The sequence below is a fragment of the Neobacillus cucumis genome (assembly GCF_023715505.1).
In genome coordinates this window covers 222,642-235,581 of sequence record NZ_JAMBOH010000007.1, presented here as the reverse complement: position 1 = coordinate 235,581, position 12,940 = coordinate 222,642, and the positions used below count along the sequence as shown (strand labels likewise).

The window sequence follows — 12,940 nt, the reverse complement described above, 5'->3', positions numbered from 1 at the left end:
ACTGCTTAAATTCAAAGCATTGTAACAAACAATATGCGTGTTTGTATTGCTCCTTGGAATGATGAAGTTGGAGTTGTTTTAACATGTCCAGGGGATAAAGCATTCTGTACAGGATCTGGTATGAAGGAACAAGGTAATGATATTTTAGAACTCTCAAGAAACTATTGGAAATGGATGGGGCAATTTATTGACTCGCATAAAAAATTACTAGATATCGGAAATCTGACAATTGCTCGAATTAATGATAGAGGTGTTGAAAATGGGTATTTATAATCCTGAAAATGATAATCAACGGAGAGGTATTACAAAACAAAGTAAAGCAAATCTTAGTCTTTCAGAAAAAGTAGCAGAAGCTTATAGTAAATATTTCCCTGATTCCATGATTTTTGTTCTTGCTATTACTGTTATCTCTATGTTTTTAGCAGTTATATTAACAGATATTGAACCCATTAAGGTAGTGAATTTATGGTTTGATGGATTTCCTTGGATGTTTACTTTTGCCTTCCAGTTAATTCTTACTTATGCTGCAGCTCTCGTTATAGTTGAAACTCCTTGGATAGGGAAACAAATAACAAACGTAGCTAAAAGGGTGAAAAAACCAACTACAGCGTATGTATCAACAGCTTTAATTAGTGGTTTTGCCTCTTTACTAGGATGGTACATTGGGCCTGTTGTTGCCGGGACCTATGCACGTGCAATCGGCAAAACAAATGATAAGGTAGATTATCGATTGTTAACAGCCATTACCTATTCTTCCTGGGTTGTTTGGGCGGGAGGAATCTCAGCTACAATCCCACTGTTTGTGGCTACGGAAGGACCACTGACAGATATGCTTGGAGGGGTTATCCCTCTTGAAGCAACCATTTTCTCTCCAATGAATTTAATCTTAATGATTTCAACTGTATTTACTATTACGACCATCTTCTATTTCATTGGAAAAAATAAAAAGGAAATTGTTTCCTATAAATCACTATTAATTGAAGCAGAAAACACAAGAGAAGAAATAGCTGTTGCAATAGAGGGGAATGTTGCAAATGAAACTTTTGCCGACCGTATTAATAACTGGCGTCCAATCCTATGGGTAATTGGTCTTTTAGGTGTAGCGTATATGTTCTACCATTTAGCTATAAATGGATTAAATGGTTTAAACTTAAATTCAATCGCATTTTTAATCATGTTTATTGGATTTATGGTAAGTAGGAATGTAAATCACTATGCAAAAAGTTTCTCAAAACATATGGCTGCTAGTACTTCAATCGCTATTCAATTTCCACTTTATGGAGGAATTGCATCTATTTTAGTAGGGACAGGTTTAGCAGAAGTATTTTCAAAAACTGTATTAACTATTTCAACTGAAGCTACTTTTCCAATATTAACATTTTTAATGGAAGGGTTTATTCACTTATTTATTCCTTCAGCTGGATCGTTATTTACTGCAACCGGACCAGCATTTATACCTGCAGCGCAGGAATTAGGAGTGGGTATTCCGCGTACAATAATGGCTATTAATTATGGTGAAACATGGACTTCTCTCATTCAACCATTCTGGGCTCTATTATTTATGCCAATTATGGGTGCTGGATTGAAACTGACGGTAAAAGATTTTCTTGGATATTGCCTACCGATATTAATTGTTATTGGGATTTTTTTGGATTATAGGAGTTGCTTATTTACCAATTTAGGATAAATAAGTAGCTATTGTTGGTCTCAAAGTAAAGGGTATTATAGGATATTGTGTCATTACACTTATTGTTACTGGAATCCTAGTCTCTATAAAAGTTTGAAAATTCAGATTATATCAAGTGTTAGAATAATACAAAAGGTAGGAGTTGAATATTCATGGTCAAGAAGATTAATCATATCGCCATCATTGTAAAGGATATTGAAACAGCCCTTATTCCTTATCGGGAAGGACTAGGGTTAAAAGAAACTAAGGTTGAATTTGTTGAATCTTTCAATGTACATCTTGTCTTCCTTCCTATCGGAGATACTCAGATAGAGTTGATACAGCCTTTAGGAGATGAAGGTGAACTTGTGGAATTTCTACAAAAAACAGGAGGGGGATTACATCACATCGCTGTGGAGGTAGAGGACATTCGCAAAACTCTTCAAAATATGGAGGACTTATCAATAGACATGAAAGATCGGAGTCCCCGACCGGGTGCCCATAACTCCATAGTTGCCTTTGCTAAACCGGAGGGGTTTGCAGGTGTAACTGTGGAATTTGTACAACCGGCAAAAGTATTAAATTAATAATTATTAGTAGAGTCCTATTATTGACTATATTTAAATTCCTTGTAGACACCAAGAAATTAGCTATTACAAAAAAAGAGCGTTTTGTCAGGATGATGGTTTCGGGGGAAAAACCTTATTTTCCATTCTGTTTTTAGTCGGAGGTTTACTTCTCGCCCTGTTAGTCGATTTGATTTCAAATTGGGTAAACCAATCAACTCGCAGATTGAAGTACACTTACATGATTTTCGCCTTTCTCATTATCCCAGCAATTGTGACGTCAGGTGGCATCATCATTGAACTCCTGCCCGCAATTAGGTCAAAGTTTTAATATAATACTGGTAACGGAACTCTAGGGCACATATGATTTAAAAAAGGGAATTGGACGAATCCAATTCCCTTTTTATGGTAACTAATAATATTTGTAGAATTAATTTCGAATCAGATAATCAAACGCACCTAATGCTGCGGTAGCACCAGAGCCCATCGAAATAATGATTTGCTTATACGGACTATTCGTACAGTCTCCTGCAGCAAACACTCCAGGGATGCTTGTTGCAGCATGATTATCTACAACAATCTCACCCATGCGAGTACGTTCAAGTGTTCCCTCTAACCAATCTGTATTTGGTACAAGACCGATTTGAACAAATATTCCTTGTAATTCTATGTGATGCTCAGCACCTGTCCCACGGTCAATATAAGAAATGCCGTTTACTTTGTCAGTTCCGGTAATTTCTTTTGTTTGAGCATTCTTAATAACTGTCACGTTAGGAAGGCTGTTCAGACGGTCTTGAAGGACAGAATCGGCTTTCAATTCTGGCGCAAACTCAAGAACAGTTACGTGCTTTACTATACCTGCAAGGTCAATCGCTGCTTCAATACCGGAATTACCGCCGCCAATAACAGCAACGTCTTTTCCAGCAAATAATGGACCATCACAATGAGGGCAGTAGGCTACACCTTTATTCTTGAACTCTGCTTCGCCAGGGACACCAACATTACGCCAGCGGGCACCAGTTGAAAGGATGACCGTTTTACTTTTTAAAATCGCCCCGTTTTCGAGTTCGACAGCAATAAGGTCCTTTTTCTCTAAACGTTTCGCACGCTGTAAATTCATGACATCGACATTGTACTCTTTTACATGTTCTTCAAGACTTGCAGCAAGTTTAGGACCTTCTGTATATTTCGTCCCGATAAAATTCTCGATGCCCAGGGTGTCCATGATTTGGCCGCCAAAACGTTCGGCCACAATTCCAGTACGAATTCCTTTTCGCGCCGCATAGATGGCTGCACTTGCACCAGCAGGGCCGCCCCCAATAACAAGTACATCAAATGGTTCCTTATCAGATAGCTCTGATGCATCGGAACCACTGCCCATCTTGGCGAGGATTTCTTCAAGCGTCATCCGGCCGCTGCCGAAGGATTCACCATTTAGGAATACAGTTGGTACAGCCATGATGCCTTTGCTTTCAACCTCATCCTTAAACGCACCACCATCAATCATTGTATGTGTGATGTTAGGGTTAAGAGTGCTCATTACGTTTAAAGCTTGTACCACATCTGGACAGTTGTGGCAGGTTAAGCTGATGTAAGACTCGAAATGATACTGGCCTTTGATGTTTTTGATTTGATCAATCAGCTTTTGATCCACCTTAGGAGCTCTTCCGCTCACCTGCAACAGAGCTAAAACCAATGAAGTGAATTCGTGTCCAAGAGGAACACCTGCGAAAGTGATCCCAGTGTCTTCGCCAATGCGGTTCACACTAAAGCTTGGAGTTCTTTCTAATTCAGTCTTCTCTACTTTAATGTGGGAAGACATGTTGGCTAATTCGTCTACTAAAGCTAGTGTATCACGAGAAACGTCATCGGAACCTGCGCTGACTTTAAGCAGCACATCCCCCTCCATCAATTGAAGATATTGGGCTAACTGTTCTTTTATCTCTTTATCTAATATCATTGATCTCTCACTCCTTAAATTCTTTCTGCGAGTCAGTTGATAATTCTGTTAATAATAATAATTCTAATTCAATAATTATTATCATATAAAATCCATTATCAGTCAAGTGAAAAATACCTATAACTTTCGGCTTAAAAAGAAGAGTGATGCTGTAAGATTCAAAATAGTCGTTTTCATATGTACTGAAAAAGGGAATTGGAAGCTTCCAATTCCCTTAGAATGTTAAACGTACTGCTTAGATTTTACCTACAAGGTCAAGGCTTGGTTTAAGTGTTTCTCCACCTTCTTGCCATTTAGCTGGGCAAACTTCACCTGGATTGTTACGAACGTATTGTGCAGCTTTAATCTTGTTCACAATCGTGCTTGCGTCACGGCCGATGCCATCTGCATTGATTTCCATAGCTTGAACTTTACCGTCTGGATCGATGATGAAAGTACCACGTTGTGCAAGACCTTCTTCTTCATCTAATACATCAAAGATGCGGGAAATCTTTTGATTAGGGTCACCAACCATAATATATTCTATTTTGCTGATTGCTGGTGAGTGATCATGCCATGCTTTGTGAGTGAAGTGAGTATCTGTTGACACAGAGTAAACTTCTACACCAAGATCTTTCAATGTAGCGTATTGGTTTTGAAGATCTTCTAGTTCAGTAGGGCATACGAATGTGAAATCTGCTGGGTAGAAGCAAACAACACTCCATTTACCTTTGAAGTTTTGTTCTGATACAGTGATGAAGTCACCGTTATTGTAAGCTTGTGCTGTGAATGCTTGTACTTCTTTTCCGATTAATGACATAATCAAAATTCCTCCTAGATATGATTTGATAGTTTTTGGTAAACTATAATAATTCTAATTCAATAAGTATTATCATATACAACTTATTGTATTGTCAAGTAGAATGCCTCAACTTCTTTACTTTGTTAGTTATAGCAATACAGGAACATTTGTGAAGTTGATTATATTAGAATCATCAAGTAAATCTCAATGTGATGAAAGTTACTTTATCAGTGATATTCTCTATTATTCATTATAATTCTCATTTAGGTTTTTGTCTGTTACTTTGAACTATCATTAATAAGATTCTCATTTAATTATCCTCGTATTCCACATTGATTCTTATTCCACAAAATCGCATTAAATAGCCCCTAAGAATGAATAAACCTATATCAGTAAGGAATATTTCACCATTTAATGAAGAAAATAATTTTAAATGGGGGATATGGAATAAGCCATTTTTTCGAAAGCAAAACAATGATATGGCCTTACCTTACCTCTTGATTGTAATGTAGGTTTTCCCTCTTTCGGATAGATTCCATCCGTTTGAAACCAATTCCAAGTTAGATCTGCGCTTTTTTTACCAATAATGCCGCTCATGATCATTCCTATTTCAATTAATTTATAAGGAAGGCCCCTTATATAATAAGAATGGTTGGTTTCAAATTCACTCAATAAAACCGTGTCCTCAATGATACTCGTAACTTCAAATATACTATTAAGTCGATCCGTGCATTGTTCAAATTTGTGATTTATCTTTTCAATGTCTTGCTCGGGATCCCAATCAGATTGGTATATGCGTGGAAAGTCGTTCAAAAAGAGGCCATTAAGCAGGTGTTCACAAGCTTTAAGTTCTGAACTGGCAATAAAGGTATATTCTTCAACTCTCGGATACCAGGAGGTGCCAACTCGTTTATCAAGCCACTTTACAAAGTATTTTAACTGTGACAAAAAGGTTTCTACTTCTTTTTCTTCTGTTGAGATATGCATGCAATGAGGATAAAAGGTAAAGATGAGTTCTTCCCAAAAAGAGGGCTGACATTGTTGCCAAGAGGATGGACAATTGTCTTCTAAACATTCTGTCATAAACTTTGAAATAATACGAAGAAATTCATTACGTTTTTTGTCTGTGGGTTTTTGCTTTTTATAGTCGATAAACTCTTTTCCATAGTAATCTAGTAAACCACGGTATCTCATCTCAAATTCAGAACTAATCGCCAAATTCTTCAAAAATTCCTGACGCTCATTGGAACTTTCGAAATGATGTACCCGCATTCGAATCTCAGGCTGGGTTTCTGTAGGACGAGGTTTGGTCTGACTTCTTTTTTTCATAAATCAACCTGCTTTCATTTTTTTGAGGGTGTTGGAAATAACAAATGAGGTTGAGAGAGGGAATATGCTTTAACTACTCGTAAGTATACAGCCTCAAGGAAGAGAAAAATGTATAATTTATGAAATAATTGTGAAATATGAAATTTTAATGGTGAGAGTTTTATATCAATCGTGTAGTTTCTTATCGATAGGATTTGCAATATATAGATTTATTTAAATAAAGATAATCCATGCTATACTTGGGGAACGGATTGACGTCCTGATAGGAGGTAATTATTTTGAAGTATATGAAATCGCAAATGCAGCAGCTAATTAAGGATAATAAAGAATTGCATACACGTTTAAAAGAGTTGAAGGCAGAGCACGGTCTTGAAAAAAACAATGCCCTCAAGGCTTTATACCATTCAGAGGTGGCTGATGGAGGAAAGTACCAGTTAGCTTACCAAGCACTTGATCAACCCAAAAAGTAGTATAAATACTCCAAATTTATACCCCCATGTTAGAGAATCGTGCTGGTTCTCTTCCTTTACTCCTCCCCCAAGCAACTTTAGCACTCTAAAAAATTTGTTGACTATCCTTTTAAAAATTATCTGATTTTTATAGGGAAAAAATCAATGATGCTATTGTATTTTATGTAAAGGATGAACAAAAGGAAGGTAGCCCTGCTTAGTTTTATAGAGAGTGTTAATTTACTAAATAATACCGGATCTTTAATGAAGCACCATTACCTTTTGGAGGAGCAGGAATAATCTTATCAGAGGGACCCATTAGAGAATACATAATAGTACAGCATGTAGCCATTTTATGATTTTTTGATGGGTAACCGCCCACACGTTTGTGAAGATCGGCTGATAAAATATTCTTTCCAAAATTTAAAAATCCTTTATTAAAGTATTAATCCTTTAAAAAGGTAGTTCATTATCTGTAATAAAGGGTGCTGGCTTCGATACTTCTAAATGATCTTCGTCACTACAGATTTCACCACATTTATCACAGCTGATAAAAGTATCATTTAGATGAAAGCCAACATATCCATGGGTGCATTCCTGAATGGCCCATATGGTTTCCCACTCAACTTCAAACTTGTACTTACATTTGGCACAGTAAAATTCTGCACTTCCGAAATCTTCTTTTTTCTTCTGTTTAGATTTTTTCTTCTTCTTTCCCATATATGTATACTCCTCAATTTAAATTTAAGCCAATACCAGACGAGTTTTATTATAATATTTTCGGATTTATCGATCTATAATATTTAACCGACTGGAAAATTGGATTTACACCTAGAAAGAAAAAAGTGGGAAAAATGAGTTAAAATGGTAGTTCTTCTTTAATTAGAAGACAAGGAAAAACTTGTAATCAATTTAAGGTTTCATGGATAAGTTGTAGATATTAGATTGTGAAAAAAAAAGAAGCTGGCGAAAAACAAGATGTTTTTCGCCAGTCCTTTACTGTTTAGATAACCCTTATTTTACAATCCTTTTTTCACTTTCGTTATAAAAGGACTACCTTATTTACTATGGCCCGCTGGGGTCCGCACGTTGATTGAATCTGTCAAAGTAATGTTGTCAGAAGAGTTGCCAACGTACACTTTGTACTCACCATCTAAAGTTTTCCAAGTATCAGCATTGGAATCCCAGATGGACAGCGGGTGATTGCTTGCTGCTGGGTCAATCGTAATCGTCACATGTTTCTTTTCACCTGGCTTCAGCCAGACCTTCTCAAATCCAACAAGCCGTTTAGGCGGTTCGTTCGCAACTTCAGGCAGACCTAAGTATACTTGCGGTACCTCCGCACCTGCTACTTTTCCGGTATTTTCTACAAAAAGGGAAACCTGAATTTTCTTAGTCCCGTCCGTTGTCTTCGGTGTAACAACTAGTTTAGAGATGTCAAAGTTGGTATAGGACAAACCATAACCAAATGCGAAAAGAGGTTTGATGTTTTTTGCATCGTACCATCGGTATCCCATCTCAAGTCCTTCAGAATAGTACACTTGCGGGATTTCTTTTCCGGTGCTATCGAGTACACCTTGATTAACGCCAGGGTAGCGCTCTTCAGTGCTGGTCGGTGTGTCCGCTTTGGAAACTGGATAGGTCACTGGAAGCTTTCCGGATGGGTTGGCGAGTCCAAATAACAAGTTAGCGACAACATTGCCGTCCTCCTGACCTGGATTCCATGCTTCTAAGATAGATGGGACTTCATTTACCCATGGCATAAGTACAGGGTCTCCGTCTTTAAGGACAAGTGCCGTTTTCTTGTTTGCGGCAGTAACAGCTGAAATCATATCATCCTGGCTGTCAGGCAAGGACAAGCTTGGGCGGTCACGTCCCTCGCTGGTTACAACTCCAGCCATCAGGATGACAACGTCTGCATCCTTCGCTGCAGCTACAGCTTCGTTGAGATTACTATTGTCAGCAGCAACTGTTACCTTGGTAATAGCTGCGTCAGAACCTATTTTTTCTAAAGTATTCTGAAGTCCCTGCTGAGGTGAAACGGTATATAGCGGACTTACCCGCGAACTGCCTCCTCCTCCTGCAACGGCTGCGTCGACATAGGTCGGCTTACCGATTAAGGCAATTGAATCAACAGATGGGTCGAGCGGAAGCAGGTTACCCTCATTCTTCAGCAATACAGCTGTCTGTTCTGCAATATCACGCGCTTTCGAACCGTTCACTTCAGCATCGATAGTCCCTCGTACAATCGGACGGTCGAAAATTCCATATTTGAACATTTGGACATACCGGCGACTGAGAGCTTGGTCAACGGTATCCATCGTTAAGGTGCCGTCCGCAAGTGTCGCCTTAATGTTGGTATTTGTGAAGAATCTGGCATTCTGCATTTCTAAATCCAATCCGGCATGAAGCGCCGGAGCAGTCGAATGGGTGGCACCAAAGTCAGACTGAACGTACCCTTTGAATCCCCACTGATCGCGCAAAACGGTATTCAACAGATACTCATTCTCACAGGCATAGGTTCCGCTTACCCGGTTGTAGGAGCACATAATTGACCCAACATTGCCATCCTTTACTGACATTTCAAATGGGAGCAGGTAAAGCTCATGAAGTACATTTTCGTCGATGTTAACATTCACTGACATACGGTTTTGCTCTTGATCATTAAGTACATAATGCTTTGACATGGCAATAATATCATTATCTTGGATACCCTTAATTTCTTTAGAGGCTAAAACACCAGCGAGATAAGGGTCTTCGCCCATGTATTCGAAATTCCGGCCGTTCTCGCCCAAGCGTGCAAGATTCATGCCTGGTGCTTCGAGTTCATGAAGCCCAAGCGTGCGGGCCTCACCACCCATTAGGTCACCGAAAGCGTATGCAAGATTGGGGTCAAAACTGGCTGCCAGTCCGATTGCAACAGGTAATGCAGTCGCCTTATCCTGCGGGCTGCAGTCACCGCCGCCTAGACCTACAGGACCATTGGTAATTCTGAACGTTGGGATCCCAAATTCAGGGATTCCAGGAATGTGCCTCATAGGGGATCCGCATTCCTTTAGCTCGGGTATTTCTCCGCGCATCCCGGCTAGCTGTTGGATTTTCTGGTCTAGCGTCATTGCATCGATAAGCAGTTCGGTACGTTTTTCAGGCGAAAGCGACGTATCCATCCAAGGCAGCTGGGATGAAACAGCTCCCCGTTCAGCCTTAGCCTGTGTAGGCTGTGAAGCAATAGCTCCGCCCGCTATCGCTGCGACAGCCACACTGGATACAAGTGTAGTCCACACAAGTTTTTTAAATTTTTTTCCTACTTTAAACACCTTTCCAACCTCCCCTAAATTGAATTTAAATTCTGCTCTTTACTTCCTATTTCACCTCCGTACATCCTTTTTGTAAACGTTACCACACTGATGTCAACCTCATTATAATGAAAAATCTAAAGATTACACTTGTGGTATTTTTAGGATTTTTTGTAATAATTTTATCTCGCTATTAAGGAAGTTAAAAATGGTTATTTTGTAATAGGAAACATTTCTTAAGTTTTTATCATTTCAAATATTATAAAATGTCAAAATATTTTCGAATGGGTCAAAAAAATCTATATAAATATTTTTATAATTTTCTTACAATTATTAATATAGTTATTGAACAAAATAAAAACCGATGGGGGAGGAACGATGGAATCTACTAGACTAATTAATAATATAAACGTTGCTTGTGACTGGGTTGTTAAATTATTATTTCTTAATCTCCTTTGGATTATTTTTACTATGGCAGGGATGATTGTAGCGGGGATCTTTCCGGCAACAGCAGCCATGTACACAGTTTTAAAAGGTTATCAGGCGGGCGAAAATGTAAGTGCTTTCAGTTTATTTAAAAAAGTATATAAGGAGGAATTTTGCAGGGCAAATCAATTGGGGATTGTGCTTATAATCATACCGGTTATATTTTATACTGATTGGCTATTTACCAGCTATTTATCTGGAACCATGGAGATGGTGGCCAAAGGAATTCTCCTTGGCAGTTCTTGCTTATATGGGATTACGTTACTATACGTGTTTCCAGTATACCTGTTGAACAGAAAGGTGTTTACTTCGATGAAAATGGCTTTCCTTATCGGAATCAATTATCCGTTAAATACCTTTATGATGATTATTTCGATAGCTTCTCTATTATTCTTATTTGTTTTCCTTCCAATGGCAGCTTATCTCTTTTTAGCAAGTGGTTTAGCATCTATTGTAACATTTTTTTCTTTAAGGGTTTTTCAAAAAGTAGAGGCTCAAGCAAGAGACATACAAAAGCATAGAAAGTCTAGCTGGGTAATAAACAACTAAACAATTAAGAGGGGTGAGAGATTTGAGTGTCGAAGCAAAAACTGTACTAGAAAATGTTGAGTATCAAGTGAAAGCGAAGAAAAAAGGTAAAAGTGCTATTCAAAAGCGAGAGAGTTGGACAGGGGTTTTATTTGTTTCCCCGATGTTAATTGGGGTCAGTATTCTAACGTTGCTGCCAATTCTGGCCACATTTATGTTAAGTTTTGCAGATTGGAATTTTATTGTTGGCTTTAAATCGATTAAATGGGTTGGATTGGACAATTTTAAAGCACTTTTTGAGAATGATGTGTTTCTTAAATCAGTGTTGAACAATTTACTTTTTCTTCTGACCGTGCCACTAACTATGATATTCGCATTGATCATTGCCATCGTCATTGATAAACATGTATATGCAAAAAGTTATTTTAAAGTAGCCTTTTTCATGCCTTATATTTCCAGTATCGTGGCCATTGCTGTGGTTTGGCAGGTTCTCTTTAATCCAACAGAGGGTCCTATCAATCAAGTTTTACTATCACTTGGTATTCATAATCCACCAACATGGATCGCGGATCCTGATTTCGCACTTTTCTCTGTGATGATCATTCAAATTTGGGCATCCATTGGGTTTAGCATGATCATTTATTTAGCGGGATTACAATCGATTCCCAAAGAGTTATATGAAGCAGCCGATATGGATGGCGCAAGGGCATGGGATAAATTTAAACATATTATGCTTCCAGTTTTATCACCTACAACGTTTTTTCTATTAATTACCGGAATTATTGGTACTTTTAAAGTATTTGATTTAATTGCCGTGTTAACAAAGGGCGGTCCGATTAATTCTACTACTATGCTTGTGTGGCATTTATACGAGAGTGCGTTTGTTAACTTAAAGATTGGGTATGCCTCCGCGATTGCGGTTGTCCTATTCTTCTTCGTGCTCATCATTACCTTAGTGCAGTGGGTCGGACAGAAAAAATGGGTGAATTATTAAATAATGCCAACTGAACGAGGAGGGATATCCATGAAGAAAAATATAAAAACCCAGAAGCTCATCATTACAATGATTTCATTTATCGTGAGTATAGCCTTTTTGCTTCCTTTTTTTTGGATGCTATCGACTTCATTTAAGATAGAAGCGGATGTATTTAAATTTCCAATCGAGTGGATTCCAAAAAGGTGGCATGGTTTAGAAAACTATCAAGAGGTTTGGTTAGGAAAATATCCTTTTGCCTTATATTATTGGAATTCAATTAAAATTACGGTGATTACAACACTTATTTCCGTAACTGTTTCTGCAATGGCTGCATATGGATTTTCAAAAGTGAACTTTCCAGCAGGAAAATTTCTTTTCATCATTGTATTGGCAACCTTCATGGTACCGCAACAGTCAATCCTAGTGCCTCAATTCATTTTATATCGTTATTTGGGACTTTTCGATAGTCATCTTGGATTAATCCTTTTGGGAAGCTTTAGTGTTTTAGGAACCTTTATGTTAAGACAATTTTTTATGGGGATCCATTCGGATTATATTGATGCAGCAAAAATTGACGGGGCTGGCCATTTTCGGATTTTTTGGTCAATCGCCTTGCCAATTGTCCGCCCAGCAATCGCCACATATGGAATCTTACGTTTTATTTGGACATGGAATGATTATCAGAATCCATTAATTTTCTTACGCACTGATGGATTATACACAATACAGTTAGCCATGCAAAAGTTCACTTCATTAAATGGAGAATTTTATTCATTAATCATGGCAGCTGCAGTATCATCAATCCTTCCTCTCATTATTGTCTATATTATCGGTCAGAAGCAGGTTATTGAAGGAATTGCACTGGGCGGTGTTAAAGGTTAATTCGGTTTCACAGTATCACAA

General features: G+C 38.1%; 12 protein-coding genes. 7 read left to right on the top strand and 5 right to left on the bottom strand.

Annotated features, from left to right (window positions below):
• Window positions 1-33: 33 nt before the first annotated feature.
• The 3 genes from M3226_RS13090 to M3226_RS13080 all read left to right on the top strand — a co-directional run bounded on the left by M3226_RS13090 (window position 34) and on the right by M3226_RS13080 (window position 2,253).
• Window positions 34-273 (top strand): hypothetical protein, encoded by a 240-nt coding sequence (locus M3226_RS13090; protein WP_251566004.1) that lies wholly within the window; start codon window positions 34-36, stop codon window positions 271-273.
• Window positions 260-1,687 (top strand): TIGR00366 family protein, encoded by a 1,428-nt coding sequence (locus M3226_RS13085; RefSeq protein WP_251566002.1) that lies wholly within the window; start codon window positions 260-262, stop codon window positions 1,685-1,687. The genes M3226_RS13090 and M3226_RS13085 overlap by 14 nt, the downstream gene beginning before the upstream one ends.
• A 152-nt stretch (window positions 1,688-1,839) precedes the next feature.
• Window positions 1,840-2,253: a VOC family protein gene (locus tag M3226_RS13080; protein ID WP_251566000.1), complete on the top strand. Its 414-nt coding sequence runs from the start codon at window positions 1,840-1,842 to the stop codon at window positions 2,251-2,253.
• Window positions 2,254-2,662: 409 nt separating this feature from the next.
• Here the strand turns inward: M3226_RS13080 and ahpF are convergent, their stop codons facing one another.
• The 3 genes from ahpF to M3226_RS13065 all read right to left on the bottom strand — a co-directional run bounded on the left by ahpF (window position 2,663) and on the right by M3226_RS13065 (window position 6,302).
• Window positions 2,663-4,192, bottom strand: a complete 1,530-nt coding sequence (gene ahpF / locus M3226_RS13075) for an alkyl hydroperoxide reductase subunit F (protein WP_251565998.1) — start codon at window positions 4,190-4,192, stop codon at window positions 2,663-2,665.
• A 235-nt stretch (window positions 4,193-4,427) separates the two neighbouring features.
• A complete protein-coding gene (ahpC, locus tag M3226_RS13070) occupies window positions 4,428-4,991 on the bottom strand; it encodes an alkyl hydroperoxide reductase subunit C (RefSeq protein ID WP_251565996.1) in 564 nt (187 codons plus the stop codon).
• Window positions 4,992-5,402: 411 nt separating this feature from the next.
• On the bottom strand, window positions 5,403-6,302 hold the full coding sequence (locus tag M3226_RS13065) for a hypothetical protein (RefSeq protein ID WP_251565994.1): 900 nt from the start codon (window positions 6,300-6,302) through the stop codon (window positions 5,403-5,405).
• A gap of 278 nt (window positions 6,303-6,580) precedes the next feature.
• Between M3226_RS13065 and M3226_RS13060 the strand changes: the two genes are divergently transcribed.
• Window positions 6,581-6,772: a hypothetical protein gene (locus tag M3226_RS13060; RefSeq protein ID WP_144563757.1), complete on the top strand. Its 192-nt coding sequence runs from the start codon at window positions 6,581-6,583 to the stop codon at window positions 6,770-6,772.
• 432 nt (window positions 6,773-7,204) lie between these two features.
• Here the strand turns inward: M3226_RS13060 and M3226_RS13055 are convergent, their stop codons facing one another.
• Window positions 7,205-7,471: a hypothetical protein gene (locus tag M3226_RS13055; RefSeq protein ID WP_251565992.1), complete on the bottom strand. Its 267-nt coding sequence runs from the start codon at window positions 7,469-7,471 to the stop codon at window positions 7,205-7,207.
• 338 nt (window positions 7,472-7,809) lie between these two features.
• Window positions 7,810-10,068: a beta-glucosidase family protein gene (locus tag M3226_RS13050; protein ID WP_251565990.1), complete on the bottom strand. Its 2,259-nt coding sequence runs from the start codon at window positions 10,066-10,068 to the stop codon at window positions 7,810-7,812.
• Window positions 10,069-10,425: 357 nt separating this feature from the next.
• On the opposite strand from M3226_RS13050, the gene M3226_RS13045 reads away from it, so the two are divergent.
• The 3 genes from M3226_RS13045 (at window position 10,426) to M3226_RS13035 (ending at window position 12,919) form a co-directional block, all read left to right on the top strand.
• Entirely contained in the window at window positions 10,426-11,082 is a 657-nt protein-coding gene (locus M3226_RS13045) for a YesL family protein (RefSeq protein ID WP_251565988.1), read from the top strand.
• Window positions 11,083-11,149: 67 nt separating this feature from the next.
• The gene (locus tag M3226_RS13040) at window positions 11,150-12,055 is read left to right on the top strand and encodes a carbohydrate ABC transporter permease (protein WP_374110594.1); all 906 of its coding nucleotides are present in this window, start codon (window positions 11,150-11,152) and stop codon (window positions 12,053-12,055) included.
• 30 nt (window positions 12,056-12,085) lie between these two features.
• A complete protein-coding gene (locus tag M3226_RS13035; RefSeq protein WP_251565985.1) occupies window positions 12,086-12,919 on the top strand; it encodes a carbohydrate ABC transporter permease in 834 nt (277 codons plus the stop codon).
• Window positions 12,920-12,940: the final 21 nt, after the last annotated feature.